12 protein-coding genes are annotated in these 13,912 nt (G+C 65.8%); 4 read left to right on the forward strand and 8 right to left on the reverse strand.

All coding sequences use genetic code 11. From position 1 onward, the window contains the following. Positions 1–224: 224 nt before the first annotated feature. Both E8F12_RS10070 and E8F12_RS10075 read right to left on the reverse strand, forming a co-directional pair. Positions 225–2,936, reverse strand: coding sequence for a LuxR C-terminal-related transcriptional regulator (locus tag E8F12_RS10070; RefSeq protein ID WP_280325099.1), 2,712 nt, complete (start codon positions 2,934–2,936; stop codon positions 225–227). Continuing rightward, positions 2,933–5,647: a LuxR C-terminal-related transcriptional regulator gene (locus tag E8F12_RS10075; RefSeq protein WP_280325100.1), complete on the reverse strand. Its 2,715-nt coding sequence runs from the start codon at positions 5,645–5,647 to the stop codon at positions 2,933–2,935. The genes E8F12_RS10070 and E8F12_RS10075 overlap by 4 nt, the downstream gene beginning before the upstream one ends. A gap of 164 nt (positions 5,648–5,811) precedes the next feature. Between E8F12_RS10075 and pabB the strand changes: the two genes are divergently transcribed. Next, positions 5,812–7,161 (forward strand): aminodeoxychorismate synthase component I, encoded by a 1,350-nt coding sequence (pabB, locus tag E8F12_RS10080; RefSeq protein WP_280325101.1) that lies wholly within the window; start codon positions 5,812–5,814, stop codon positions 7,159–7,161. Between the two features lie 184 nt (positions 7,162–7,345). On the opposite strand, the gene thrH is transcribed toward pabB, so the two are convergent. Next, positions 7,346–7,963 (reverse strand): bifunctional phosphoserine phosphatase/homoserine phosphotransferase ThrH, encoded by a 618-nt coding sequence (gene thrH, locus E8F12_RS10085; protein WP_280325102.1) that lies wholly within the window; start codon positions 7,961–7,963, stop codon positions 7,346–7,348. Between the two features lie 194 nt (positions 7,964–8,157). Here thrH and E8F12_RS10090 point away from each other — a divergent pair, with 194 nt between their 5' ends. Together E8F12_RS10090 and E8F12_RS10095 are read left to right on the forward strand one after the other, a co-directional pair. Then, positions 8,158–8,892 (forward strand): phosphoadenylyl-sulfate reductase, encoded by a 735-nt coding sequence (locus E8F12_RS10090; RefSeq protein ID WP_280325103.1) that lies wholly within the window; start codon positions 8,158–8,160, stop codon positions 8,890–8,892. A gap of 4 nt (positions 8,893–8,896) precedes the next feature. Continuing rightward, positions 8,897–9,250: a hypothetical protein gene (locus tag E8F12_RS10095; RefSeq protein WP_280325104.1), complete on the forward strand. Its 354-nt coding sequence runs from the start codon at positions 8,897–8,899 to the stop codon at positions 9,248–9,250. A 247-nt stretch (positions 9,251–9,497) separates the two neighbouring features. On the opposite strand, the gene cysB is transcribed toward E8F12_RS10095, so the two are convergent. The 5 genes from cysB to E8F12_RS10120 form a co-directional block, all read right to left on the reverse strand. Next, the gene (gene cysB / locus E8F12_RS10100) at positions 9,498–10,472 is read right to left on the reverse strand and encodes an HTH-type transcriptional regulator CysB (protein WP_280286933.1); all 975 of its coding nucleotides are present in this window, start codon (positions 10,470–10,472) and stop codon (positions 9,498–9,500) included. Between the two features lie 119 nt (positions 10,473–10,591). After that, positions 10,592–11,092 (reverse strand): universal stress protein, encoded by a 501-nt coding sequence (locus E8F12_RS10105; RefSeq protein WP_280325105.1) that lies wholly within the window; start codon positions 11,090–11,092, stop codon positions 10,592–10,594. 44 nt (positions 11,093–11,136) lie between these two features. Further along, positions 11,137–12,042 carry a 5'-nucleotidase gene (locus E8F12_RS10110; RefSeq protein WP_280286931.1) on the reverse strand — a complete coding sequence of 302 codons (906 nt, stop codon included), beginning with the start codon at positions 12,040–12,042 and terminating at the stop codon, positions 11,137–11,139. Positions 12,043–12,053: 11 nt separating this feature from the next. Next, entirely contained in the window at positions 12,054–13,007 is a 954-nt protein-coding gene (locus E8F12_RS10115) for a putative 2-dehydropantoate 2-reductase (protein ID WP_280325106.1), read from the reverse strand. Then, a complete protein-coding gene (locus tag E8F12_RS10120; RefSeq protein ID WP_280325107.1) occupies positions 13,008–13,394 on the reverse strand; it encodes a thioredoxin family protein in 387 nt (128 codons plus the stop codon). Between E8F12_RS10120 and E8F12_RS10125 the strand changes: the two genes are divergently transcribed. Then, positions 13,393–13,803 (forward strand): PilZ domain-containing protein, encoded by a 411-nt coding sequence (locus E8F12_RS10125; protein WP_280325108.1) that lies wholly within the window; start codon positions 13,393–13,395, stop codon positions 13,801–13,803. The two genes, E8F12_RS10120 and E8F12_RS10125, sit on opposite strands and share 2 nt — an antisense overlap. Positions 13,804–13,912: the final 109 nt, after the last annotated feature.

Raw genomic sequence — 13,912 nt, forward strand, 5'->3', positions numbered from 1 at the left:
TATCTCCAAAGTTCACAGGAGGGTTGCCCCAGGGCCTGCCGTCGACTCCTGTCAGTGGCAGTCGGACCGGCTGACGCCGATCTCCAGGCCGGACACTGCTTCCCTAGGCGCATCCGGCGAGGATTCGTGAAGCACCGGGCTTCTCGACCTGGGAACAAAGCTACTGACCCCCTCCCCGCCTGCCAGCCCATCCAAGGGATGGAGGCCAGCGGGGTCACCCCACCTCAGGCCTCACTCAGAAGACCCAGGCTCTTCCCTTTCAGTACCGCCTGGGTGCGGCTGCGCACGCCGAGCTTGGCGAACAGGTTGTGCAGGTGCCACTTGATGGTGGCTTCCGACAGGTGCACCGCCTGGGCGATATCGCGGTTGGAAAGACCGGCTGCGACATAGCGCAGGATCTCCCGCTCACGATGGCTAACGTCTTGATTTTCATCGAAAGTATCCGGATCAACCGAGAGCCGGCGGCACTGTTCGCGAAGGCTTTCGGCCACCCCCTGCCAGGCGCTGGCGCGCTTCGGCTCGGCGGCGCGCCAGGCGTCCCAAAACGGCAGCAGCCAAAGTGCGTCGTCCTGGAACAGCCGGCGGTAACCACGGTTCCAGGCTTCTTCCAGGGTGTTCTGGAACAAGGCGAAGGCTTTCTCGCTGTTACCTCTGCGCCAATACGCCACAGAAAGTAACAGCGACAGGCGTAGCCGCCGGTCGCGTTGATGCTCGTCCTGCTGTCGCGCCAGGCAGTTTTCCAGACTGGCCTGGGCCCGCTCCGGGCGCCGCTCGCTGAGGGCCAGGTGGGCTTCGGTCAGGGCCAAGGCGGTATGGGCATCGGCGTAGCGCGCCAGCGGCAACACGGCCAGGTGCTGCTGCAATTGCAGGCAGATGCGCTCGGCCTCGTTGGGCCGCCGCAGCCAGAGCAGGAACTGCACCTTGCAGGCCATGCCATGGGCGAACACCCGTTCGTAGCCGGCACCCTGCAAGCCAGCCAACCATTCGTCGAGCTGGGCCAGGGCCTGCTCCGGCTCGCCGGCGAAGAAGCGCGCCCGCGCCATCACCAGCTGGCCGCGGCTGATCAGCTCTACCGGCGTCGCCACATCGCGCCAGGTGGTGGCCAAGGGCAGCTCGGCGAGAATCGCCGCGTGGCGATCCTGTTCGTAGAGCAGGTCGGCATAGGCCAGGGCCAAGGGCCCGCCCACCCGGCTGCGCCGGCCGAACACCCGCTCGACCCGCGCCCGCGCGGTTTCGGCGATGGCACGGCCGCGCTCCAGCTCGCCGCTTTCCTTGCAGATCAGCGCCTCGATCAGGCTGGTCATTACGTGCAGGTATTCGCTGTCCACCAGCTTGAGGTTGTCGCGGGCCACGGCTATGGCCTTGGCCGCTTCGCCGAATTCGCCCATCAGCGCATAGGCCGCGGCCTGCACGCAGGCCAGGCTGGCACGGAACACCGGCTGGCTGTCCGGCACCATGCCGAGCCACTGGCGGGCGACCTTGAGGCAGGCCTCCAGCTTGTCCTGGTAGAGCATCACCAGCGCCTTGAGCACCTGGGACGCGGCCAGCAGTTCGCCGAGGCCGAAATGGATCACTTTGCCGCGTCCCTGCAGGAGGCGCGTATTGACTTCCTCGATCAGCGCCTCGGACTCAGCGAAGCGCTGCTCGAAGGCCAGCTGCCAGGCATAGAAGATCTGGAACACCGGATGCTCGCGGATAACCTCGGCCGGTACCGCCTTGAGCATGGAGAGGATGCCGTAGACCCGGTTGCCGGCGATCAGCCGCGCGCCCTGGCGCTCCAGCAGCTCGGCGGCGAAGGCAAAGTCGCGGCCGCGCAGGGCGTACTTGATGGCACGGTCCGGCAGGTCGCGGCCTTCGCACCAGCGCGCGGCGGCATGCAGCAGCGGCGTCGCGTCGGTCCGGCGCAGCAACCGACCCTGGAGGAATTCGGCGAACAGGTGGTGGTAACGGAACCAGTCGCCCTGCTCGTCCAGGGGAATGACAAAGAGCTGCTCGCGCTGCAGGCGCATCAGCATGTCGAGGCCATCGCGGCGGCCGGTCAGGGCATTGCACAGGTCGGCGCAAAACTCGTCCAGCACCGAGGTCTGCTCGAGGAACTGCTGCAGCGGTTGCGGCAGGCTGTCGAGCACGTCCTCGGTCAGGTAGTCGGCGATGTCGCGCTCGGTGCCGCTGAGGCTGGCGAGGAACGCCGCGCGGTCGGGATGTCGCGCCAGCGCCAGGCTGGCCAGGTGCAGGGCGGTGATCCAGCCCTCGGTACGGGTGTGCAACTGGCGAATCTCGCCAGCGGACAGCTGCAACTGGCGGACCTCGCGGAAGTAGGCTTCGGCTTCCTCCAGGGTCAGACGCAGGTCTTCGGCCTTGAACAGCAGCGACTCGGCCTCGCTGAACAGCAGACGGGGGGTGTAGCGCGTGCTGCTGACCAGGTGCACCCGCGGCGGCAGGTTCTCGATCAGGTAGCGCGCGCCCTGGTCCAGGGCGACATGGCGGATGCGGTGGAAGTCGTCGAGCATCAGGTAGAGCTCGCCCTCGATGCGCTTGAGGTCGCCGACGAAGGCATCGATCACGGCTTCGATGGGCCAGTTCACATCGCCCTGCAACAGCCCCACGGTATTCCCGCCGAACCCCGGCAGGGCCGCATCCACCGCGGCCACCAGGTACTGCAGCAGGCGCTGCGGCTCGCTGTCGGCCTCGTCGCAGGACAGCCAGGCGACGTGCGCGCCCTCGGCCTGCAGGTGCTGGCGGAACAGACTGAGCACCGTGCTCTTGCCGAAGCCGGCCGGGGCGCTGAGGATCAGCACGCGGCGGTCACGGGCGGCGAGCAGGCGCTCGATCAGGGCGCGGCGCGGCAGCAGCGGGCGGCCCCCTGCATCGGCCGGGAACAGTTTGGTGCGCAGCAAGGGAATCTGGTGCGGACGGGACAGGCAGAGATCGGTCATGGTTCGAGCAGCCCCAGCTCGCGGGCACGCCGGATCGCCTGGGTCCGGTTACGTACCTTGAGCTTTTCGTAGATGTTGTGCAGGTGCCACTTCACGGTCCCCAGCGCCAGGGCGAGCTGGTGACCTATCTCTTCGTTGGACAGCCCCTTGGCGGCGAGGCAGACCACCTCGCGCTCGCGGTCGGTGAGGCCTTCCTCGAGCACATCCTGGGACTTGCGCGCGTCCTGCCCCGGCCAGGCCGCCAGCAGGTCGCGGATGAAACCCTGCAACGCCGGCTGCCGCTCGGCCGCCTCCAGTTGCTGGAGCAACTGGCGAATGGCGTCGCCCTCTTCGATGAAGAGGCTGCGCACCCCTTCGCGCTCGGCGCTGAGCAGGCACTGCACCAGCAGGCTCTGGGCCCGCTCCTGGTAGCCCAGGCGCTGGTAGCTGAGGGCCGCCAGCAGGTCGAGGCGCAGACGCAGCAGGCCGTGCCAGTTGGGTTGCAGCTTGCCGCGCAACTGGCTGATCTCGTGCAGCGCTTCGCTGAAATGGCCGCGGGCCTGCTGCAGACGCACGCGGATCAAGCCCTGCACCCAGAGCGCCGAGTTGGCGCCGTGCTGGCTGCCACCTCCGGCCAGCTTGTTCCAGTCCACGCCCTTGAAACGCTGCTCGGCGCGCTTGACGCGATCGGCGCCCGGTTCCTGGAGGATCAGCGATATCTCGTCGGCCACCGCCCGCGCGTAGTAGCGCCAGGACTGGTTGCGCGCGGCGAGATTCTGCATCAGCACCAGGGTGGCCTGGGCTTCCTTGGGCTTGTCGTGCATGCGCTGGATGCGCGCGAGGAAGAGCATGCCCCGGGCGTAGATGTCGATGGGACGGATGACGTCGATATGGGTCAGGGCGGCGGCCAGGCGTTCTTCCAGGCCGGCGAGGCGGCCCTGCTGGTAGGCGATCAGGGATTCGACTATCACCGGCAGCGCCATGGCCCGGGACTTCTCGCCGAGTGCAGGCATGACCTGGGCGCGCATCTGCTCATAGAGCTTCTGCGCCTGCTTGACCTGCCCCTGCTCCAGCGCCAGGAGGATTTCCACGTTGGCCAGTTGCATGTCCAGGTAGCGGCCTTCGAGAAAGTGGTTGCGCTGCTGGGCCAGGGCCAGCAGGCGTCGGGCTTGCCCCGGCTGGACAAGGGCCACCTGGGCCATGGCGCCGATCACCAGGATGGCCACTTCGAGGAAGGCCTGGTTGCGGCCGAGCTGGGCCTCCACCCGGCGGGCGATGGTCACGCAGAGGTCCAGGTCGTCCTTCTGCAGGGCGATGGCGGCCTTGACCGCCAGGGTGGCCAGGTACTTGTCGCTCAGTTGGGTTTCGGCACGGGCCCCGCCCCAGCGCTCCAGCAGCTCGTCGAGCATCCGGTTGGCTTCCGGCAGGGCCATTTCCGTAGCGCGGTTCCAGACATCGGCCAGTATCAGGGTCGGGTAACGCTCGGCGATCTCGTCCGGCACCTTCTGCCGCCAGCGGTAGATCTTGTTCAGCTGGCCGCGGTTGATCAGGTCCAGGCCGCAGCCGTCCACCAGGGCGGCGAGCATCTCCGGGTCTTCGGCGAGGCTTGCGTGCTCGATGGCGAGGTTCTGCATGTGGTGGTTGGTGAACCACAGGCTGGCGTTGAAGTGCAGCTGCTTGAGGCGCTCCGGGTCGCTGGCCTTGAGGCGGCCGCGGAGGAAGTCGGCGAACAAGTGGTGGAAGCGGTACCACTGGCGCTCACGGTCGAGCGGCAGGAGGAACAGCTGCATGGTTTCCAACTGCTCCAACAAGGCCTGGCCGTCGTGGCGGCCGATCAGGGCATTGGCCAGGTCGCCGCTGAGCTGGCTGGCGATGCCGAGCGCCAGCAGGGCGTCCTGCAGTTCGGCGGGCAATTGTTCGAAGACGCTCGCCAGCAGGTACTGGCCGACCGTGGCCTGGTCGCAGCCCAGGCGTTCCATCTGCTCGGCGGCCTGGGGCTGGTGGCGCAACCAGAGGCTCGCCAACTGCACCCCAATCGCCCACCCTTCGGTATGGCTGTGCAGCGCCGCCAATACAGCATCATCCAGTTGCAGGCCGGAGCGGGCCAGGTAGTCACGGGTTTCTTCGGCGGAAAGGCGCAGCTCGTCGAGGCCGATCTCCAGCAGCCAGCCCTTGGCCCGTAGGGTGGCCAGGCTGAGCGGCGGCAACGAACGGCTGCCGACCGCCAGGCTGAAGCTGGCCGGGGCCAGGCGCACCAGCCGGCCGAGGGCGGCGTAGAGTTCCGGGTCCTTGATCAGGTGCAGGTCGTCCAGCACCAGCAGGAGCGGGCCGCTGTGCCGGGCAAGATCCACCAGCAGGCTTTCCAGCACGGCGTTGACCGGCACCTGCATGGTGTTCTGCAGGTAACCCCGGGCGTAGTCGCCCAATCCGGGCACGGCTTCGCCGAGGGTCTTGATCAGTTGCTGGAAGAAGCGCGCCGGGTCGTCGTCCTCGGCTTCCAGGGAGAACCAGGCGACGGCGCTGCCGGCGGCACGGCGCTGTTCGGCCAGGGCCGCCAGGGCGGTGGTCTTGCCGAATCCGGCCGGGGCCGAGAACAGCAGAAGACGAGCATGGGGATGGGCGGCCAGTGCGGCCTGGACCTGGGGCCTGGGCAAGTAATCGGCTGATGCCTGGGGGGTTACGAGTTTGGAGCGCTGACGGCTACCGGCTGCGGGGTTGAGAACTGCGTCCACTGCCTGAATCCCTATGTCGTTATCGTTGTGGAACGGAGGTACATCTCCGTGGGATTTATCCATAATTATCAGAATGCTTTTCCTCAGTAAACTTCGGAAATGGCTCTAGGATCAACACTGCCGGCAGACTAGAATCCGCGCTTGCATCCTGCCCGCGTCCCCCTATGCCTGACTGCCATCTGCACGCCCTGCCCTACCACGAATCTCCCGGCGAACGCTTCGCCCTGCTCCGCCAGGCGCCCGGCGCCGTGTTGCTGGATGCCGGCCGCCCGGTCGCCAACCGTGGACGCTATGACCTATTCAGCGCCTGGCCATTGGCAGCGTTTGCGGCGGAGCCGGGCGAATCGGCCAACGACTTCGCCCAGCGCCTTCGGGAGGCTCTGGCAGGGCTTGGCAAGGCCGAGTTGCCTGCTGGAATCGAGCTACCGTTCGTCGGCGGACTCATCGGTTACCTGGCCTATGACTTCGGTCGCCGCGTGGAGCACCTGCCGGAGCAGGCCATCGACGACCTGCAATTGCCGGATGCGCAGCTCGGCCTCTATGCCTGGGCGCTGATCAGCGACCATCAGGCGCGCACCAGTCAGCTGGTGTTCCACCCGAGCCTGGACGAAGGGGAGCGGCAGCGCCTGATCGCCCTGTTCAATGAGCCCGGCAGCGCGCCCGCCGGCCCCTTCCGCCTGCGAGCCCCCTTTGCCGCCAACCTGGCGGAAAGCACCTACCGAAAGGCGATCGAGCGGGTACAAACCTATATCCAGGCCGGCGACTGCTATCAGGTGAACTTCACCCAGCGCTTCCAGGCACCCTGCGAGGGCGACCCCTGGACGGCCTACCAGGCCCTGCGCACTGCCTGCCCGACACCCTTCGCCGGCTACCAGGCGCTGGCCGGTGGTGGCGCGATCCTCAGCCTGTCGCCGGAGCGCTTCATCAAGGTCAGCCAGGGGCAGGTGGAAACCCGCCCGATCAAGGGCACCCGGCCACGCGGGGGCACGCCGGAGGAAGACCGCGCCCAGGCGGATGAACTGCTGGCCAGCCGCAAGGACCGCGCCGAAAACCTGATGATCGTCGATCTCCTGCGCAACGACCTGGGACGCAGCTGCGCCATAGGTTCGGTGCGGGTGCCTGAGCTCTTCGCCCTGGAGAGCTACCCCAACGTGCACCACCTGGTCAGCGCCATCACCGGCCGCCTGGCCGCGGACAAGGACGCCCTGGACCTGATCACCGGCAGCTTCCCCGGCGGCTCCATCACCGGCGCCCCGAAGATCCGCGCCATGCAGATCATCGATGAGCTGGAACCGACCCGCCGTTCGATCTACTGCGGCTCCCTGCTCTATCTGGACGTGCGTGGCGAACTGGACAGCTCCATCGCCATCCGCACCGTGCTGGTGAAGGATGGCCAGGCCAGCTGCTGGGGCGGCGGCGGCATAGTCGCCGACTCCGACTGGCAGGAGGAGTACCGGGAATCCATCACCAAGGTGAAGGTGTTGATGGAGACGCTGGAGGGTCTTGAGAATTGAGCGGTTTCCTCTTTTGTGGGGGCGAATTCATTCGCTAAGGGCAGCTCAGCTGCCCCCGTGGAGACTCTGCTGGACAGACCTGCGGTCTGTTTAGCGATTGAAATCGCCCCCACAGGATTGCCCCCTCACCCTTCCCCCAGAAACGAAAAAGCCCGCTTTCGCGGGCTTTTTCATGGGCGGTGACTCAGAGGCTCAGCTGGCGGTCGGAGGCCTTGATGAACTCGCGCTTGAGGTCTTCGTAGGTGTGCACCGCCGGGAACTGTGGGAACTCGCGAATCACGTTTTCCGGGGCATGGAAGAGGATGCCGGCGTGGGCTTCGCTGAGCATGGTGGTGTCGTTGTAGGAGTCGCCGGCCGCGATCACGCGGTAGTAGAGGCTCTTGAAGGCGATCACGGACTGGCGCTTGGGGTCCTTCTGGCGCAGCTGGTAGCCGACGACACGATCGGTCTCGTCGGTGATCAGACGGTGGCAGAGCAGCGTCGGGAAGCCCAGCTGGCGCATCAGCGGCTGGGAGAACTCGTAGAAGGTGTCGGAGAGGATGACCACCTGGAAGCGCTCACGCAGCCAGTCGACGAACTCGACGGCGCCTTCCAGCGGCTTGAGCGTGGCGATCACTTCCTGGATGTCGGAAAGCTTCAGGCCATGTTCGTCGAGGATGCGCAGGCGCTGTTTCATCAGGACGTCGTAGTCCGGGATGTCACGGGTGGTCGCCTTGAGCGCTTCGATTCCGGTTTTTTCCGCGAAGGCAATCCAGATTTCCGGAACCAGTACACCTTCAAGGTCGAGACAGGCGATTTCCACGAGCAGTTTCCCCGCATGGCATTTTTGATTGGAGGCGGCACTCTATCCGCTCGCCCCTGGCGGCGCAACGCGGCCCTTATAGCCGAATATGGCAGCGCTACTTCCTGATGGTTATTTAGTGGCATAACTCCCCTTTGTTAAGATGCGCGCCATAGAGCGCGCCCAGCGCCATCCCATAATAGGAAGCCTGCCTGATGAGCCACCCCTTCGACGTCACCGAACTGGCGACGGCCTACGCCAGCAAGTCCCCCCAGGACATCCTCAAGCTCGCGTTCGAGCATTTCGGCGACGAGCTGTGGATCTCCTTCAGCGGCGCCGAGGACGTGGTGCTGGTGGACATGGCCTGGAAACTGAACAAGAACGTCAAGGTCTTCAGCCTCGACACCGGCCGCCTGCATCCCGAGACCTACCGTTTCATCGAGCAGGTCCGCGAGCACTACGGCATCGCCATCGAGGTGCTGTCGCCGGACCCGCGCCTGCTGGAGCCCCTGGTCAAGGAAAAGGGCCTGTTCAGCTTCTACAAGGACGGCCATGGCGAGTGCTGCGGCATCCGCAAGATCGAACCGCTGCGGCGCAAACTGTCCACGGTCAAGGCCTGGGCCACCGGCCAGCGCCGCGACCAGAGCCCGGGCACCCGCTCCCAGGTCGCCGTGCTGGAAGTGGACGGCGCCTTCTCCACGCCGGACAAGCCGCTGTACAAGTTCAACCCCCTGGCGCAGATGACCAGCGAGGAAGTCTGGGCCTATATCCGCATGCTGGAGATTCCCTACAACCCGCTGCACGAGCGCGGTTTCGTCAGCATCGGCTGCGAGCCCTGCACCCGCCCAGTGCTGCCGAACCAGCACGAGCGCGAAGGCCGCTGGTGGTGGGAGGAAGCCACCCAGAAGGAATGCGGGCTGCACGCCGGCAACCTGATCAGCAAGGCCTGAGGCCATGCGCATCACCCTGGTGAAGAAGGTCCTGGCCGACGGCCAGGACTGCCGCAAGTGCCGGGATGTGATGGAGCGCCTGGAGCGCGGCGGCCACCTAGGACGGATCGACCGCATCCTGGTGGCCGACGAGCGCAACCCGGCCAGCGCCGGCTGGATGGCCGCGCAACACTACGGCGTGGATACCGCACCCTTCTTCGTGGTGCGCCATGACGATGGGCGGGAGCAGGTCTACACCGTCTTCCTCGCCTTTCTCCACGAGGTGCTGCAATCGCCCTCGCCCGCTCCGGCTGCCAGCGCCGAGGAAGTCGAAGGACTCAAGGATCTGGCCAACCTCGATGGACTGGACAGGCTCTAGCTGACGCCTGGGCACGGATATCGGGGGGCTTCGTCGAACTCAGACCAATCTTCGACGCGCCGGTATGCCCCGTAGGTTGTGGCTGAGCTACGCGAAGCCCAGCGAATGTGCGCAGGACCGCGAAACGCGATCCCATCAGCCCTGAGCTATGGATAACGCTCCGCTCGCGGACCGCCGCCCGCCCATCCTATGAACGGCCCCAATGAAAAAGCCCGGCAATCGCCGGGCTTTCCTATGCAAACCGCACTCAGTACGTGGGCAGTTCAACACCATGAAAGAGCTCGTCCAGTTCCGCCTTGTTGTGGCACTGCACGGCCTTGGCCTGGACGTCGCGGGTCAGGTGCGGGGCGAATTTCTCGATGAAGTCGCACATGAAACCGCGGAGGAAGGTGCCGCGGCGGAAACCGATCTTGGTCACGCTGGCCTCGAACAGCTCGCTGGCATCCAGCACCACGAGGTCGCTGTCGAGCTTGGCGTCCACTGCCATCTTGGCCACGATGCCCACGCCCAGCCCCAGGCGCACATAGGTCTTGATCACGTCGGCGTCGGCGGCGGTGAACACCACTTTCGGCGTCAGGCCTCGATGGCTGAAGGCTTCGTCCAGTTTGGAGCGGCCGGTGAAACCGAAGACATAGGTCACAATCGGGTGTTCGGCCAGGGCTTCGAGGGTCAGCTTCGGCAGCTTGGCCAGGGGGTGCCCCTGGGGCACGATCACGCAGCGGTTCCAGCGGTAGCAGGGCATCATCACCAGGTCGCCGAACAGCTCCAGGGCCTCGGTGGCGATGGCGAAATCGACGGTGCCGTCGGCGGCCATCTCGGCGATCTGCATCGGCGTGCCCTGGTGCATGTGCAGGGAGACGTCCGGGTACTGCTTGATGAAGCCGCCAATCACCGGTGGCAGTGCGTAGCGCGCCTGGGTGTGGGTGGTGGCGATGGAGAGGGTGCCCTTCTTCTCGTTGGAGAACTCCTGGGCGATCTGCTTGATGCTTTCGACCTTGCGCAGGATTTCCCCAGCCGTGGTGATGATGCGCTCCCCGGCCGGCGTCACGCGAGTGAGGTGCTTGCCGCTACGGGCGAAAACTTCGACGCCGAGTTCGTCTTCCAGCAGGCGGATCTGCTTGCTGATGCCCGGCTGCGAGGTGTAGAGACTTTGTGCAGTGGCGGACACGTTCAGGTCGTGGTGCGCCACTTCCCAGATGTAGCGCAATTGCTGGAGCTTCATAGGCAATCCTCAAAGCAATGACGCCGCAGGAGGTCGACGGCGTTTATAACCATATTAATGGTTTGCTGAATAAAACTAGACGTTTTTTTCTGCTTTGCACGTGGCACGACCAGCGGCGATCAGAAGTCGCCACGTCCGCGATGCTGGAGCATGGGGACCAGGTACACCGGCACTTCCGACAACTGCACCAGACGCGCCGCCGTCCGGCCGAGCGGGGTGTCCAGCGATGTGCCATGGCTGTGGCTCCCCACCACGAGCAGGTCCACCGAGAGTTTCTGCACTTCTTCCAGGATGACCAGCGGTGGATCTCCCTGAACCACGCGCACGGCGCGGATCATGTCGAGGTCATGGAGAGCTTCGCCCATCTCGTCGCGAAAGCCTTCCAGCACTCGCTGTTCGATGCTCGACATGACGGTGCCAAGGCCCTTGGCGCGCAGCTCCTTCAGCGTGTCGTCATCAAGGTAGGTCTGCAGCACCGACTCGGCGAACAGGCCGAGGGGCTCGACCGCGTGCACCACATAAAGCTGGGCGTTGAAGGCCCGGGCGAGGGAAAGGGCGTGTTGCAATACATAGGGAGCATAGAGACCGAGGTCCGTGGCATACAGAATGGAGCGGATCATGAGGCCTCCTACCGCCATGCTTGGCTGGCCTCAAATGAGCTTAGTCAGAACTGTGGCTCGTTGCTCACACCATGGGGAACGTGCCCGGTGGCCACCACGTCGCGGGCTTTTTCGCAGTGCCCAGCCTGGTCGTCGAAGAACACGTCGGCGCCGAAGGTCTCGAGAATGGCGGCCTTTTCCAGCCCGCCGAGGAAGAAGGACTCGTCCAGGCGGATATCCCAGTCGCGCAGGGTGCGGATGACCCGCTCGTGGGCCGGCGCGGAACGTGCGGTGACCAGCGCCGTGCGGATCGGGCAGGCATCCGGCGGGAACTCCTGCTGCAGCCTGTTGAGGGCCGACAGGAAGGGCTTGAAGGGGCCGCCGTCCAGCGGTTCGCGAGCGGAATCGCGCTCGTGGGCCTGGAAGGCTTCGAGGCCGCCGCTCTGGTAGATGCGCTCGGAGTGGTCGGAGAAGAGCACGGCGTCGCCGTCGAAGGCGATGCGCAGCTCATTGCTCGCCGCCCGACGCGGCCCGCCGGAGAGGATGGTCGCGGCGGCATAGCCGCTCTGCAGCGCCCGGCGCACATCCTCGGCATGAGTGGAAAGGAAGAGATGACAGCCGAAGGCGCGCAGGTAGGGCTCCGGGCTGCGGCCGCCGACAAAGGCCGCGCGGGAGATGCCCAGGCCGTAGTGCTGGATGGAGTTGAAGGCGCGCAGGCCGGTGTCGGCGCTGTTGCGCGAGACCAGGATGACTTCCACCCGCGGCTGGTCCAGCGCCTCGTTCAGGCGCAGCAGCTTTTCCACCAGGGGATAGGCATCGCCGGGGGCCAGCACCTCGTCCTCGTGGTCGATCTGGTACTGGCGGTAGGCCTCGATGCCTTCCGCCTCATAGACCCTGTGGCTCTCGTCCAGGTCGAACAGCGCCCGCGACGAAATCGCCAGTACCAGCTTGTCACCCAGTCCTGCGCCCATTTAGTCCCGCCTCAGTCTTGGTTGCGTGCATCGATGAAGCGTAGCGCCTGGTAGAGCGCGCGGATGCGCGGCATCTCGAAGCCAGCCGCAGCAGCCGCAGCGAGTGGCGCTTCGTAGATGGCCCCGAGTTCCAGCGGACGCTTCTGCACGAAGTCGTGGTACATGCTCGGCAGGTAGTCGGGCATGCGGTCGGTGGAGCTCAGCAGCTTGGCGGCGAAGTTTTCCGGGATGCGGTGGCCGCAGGCGGTGGCGGCGTCCACCACTTCCTGCATGATCGCCTGGATCAGCTCGCGGCTATCCGGATTGCCCATCAGCGCAGTAGTGCCGGCATTCAGCAGCACCGACAAGCCGTTGTAGGGCACGTTCCAGACCAGCTTTTGCCAGCGCGCCTGCTCCAGGTTGGCCATGGCCGCCGAGTCGATACCGGCGGCCTTGAACAGGGCCGAGCCCTCCTCTGCCAGCGCCTGGCGCTCCGCGTCGTCGCGAGCCGGCCCGGAGTGGTAACCGAGGTTCACCGCGCCCAGGGACTGGTGCTCGATGACCCCGGGCGCCGATCGGTGCACGCAGATGTAGCAGAGGCCGCCGAGCAGGTGCAGGGAGTCGGGCAGCAGCGGACGCAGCCCGTCCTCCACGGCCAGGCCGTTCTGCAGCAGCACCACCTTGGCGCCCGGCGCCGCGGCCTGGGCGATGACCGGCGCCAGGGCGGCGTTGCTGGTGGTCTTGGCGCCCACCAGCAGCCAGTCGCAGGGCGGCATCTCGACGGCCTCACGATAGGCCTGCACCGGGAACAGCGCCTGGGCGCCATGAACCATACTGTTCAGCTGCAGGCCACGGGCGGCCACGGCGTCGAACTCGCTGCGCAGCAGGAAATGCACATCGAAGCCGGCACGGGCCAGCATCACGCCATAAAAGCCGCCGATGGCGCCGGTGCCGATGATGCCGATGCGCGGTTTGCTTGAACTCATCTAGGGAAGCTCCTCTGCTGGCCGGGCCAGTGCCCGGTCCAGGGCTTGAATCAGATCGTCGCGCCGCAGGCTGGAATGCAGCGCGCCATGGAAACGGCCATTGCGGACCACGAATAACGCAGGCAGGTGAAATACCTCATAACGCTGGACCAGCCCACCATTATTGCCGGCATCTATCCAGCACAATCGTTCCACTGGCAGCGCGGCGCCCGGCAGATGCTGGCGGGCCCAGCGGCAGCTGGCACAGCCCGTGCTAGTGAATACCACCAGGGATGTGCCCTGCAGGTCGAGCAGGCGGTGATCGGCGTCGAAGTCGGTCAGCTCCAGCTCGGCCACTATAGTGTCTTGTGCGATGCCGATTTCCTGGCATCGGGAGTTCGCGGTCATGCGTCAGTTCCTGCGTCACCCCACGGAGATGCCCGTGGAGCTGGTTCCGCGCAAGGGCAGGCATATGCCCCTGCAGCGGCTGCACGATATCAGCCTGGGTGGGGTTGCGTGCAACTCCGTGCGGGCCTTTCGCCGCGGCACCGCCATAGAGTTGTGCATTCCCCTGCTGGGAGAGCAGGCGCGCTTCTCCGGGACGGTCGCCTGGTGCCGCAAGGAGGCCGAGGACTACATGATCGGCGTGGCCTTCACCGATGAGGAGAACATGTTCCGCGCACGGATGGTGGAGCAGATCTGCCTGATCGAGCAGTACCGCAAGCAGCGCGAGGAGGCCATTGGCCACGCTCTGGCTCCGGAGGCGGTGGCGCAGGAATGGATCGCCCTGCACGCGGCGGACTTCGCCCCCGTCTGAAATCATGCAAATTCCCCGTCCGGCGCGCGCATTCGCCATTGTCGAGGCCGCGTGGAAAGCGTTAAGGTTCCCCACCCCGCCGCGTTATTACTGCTGTGCTCTCCGCCGT

The sequence above is a fragment of the Pseudomonas sp. BN102 genome (genome assembly GCF_029871245.1).
GTDB lineage: Bacteria > Pseudomonadota > Gammaproteobacteria > Pseudomonadales > Pseudomonadaceae > Metapseudomonas.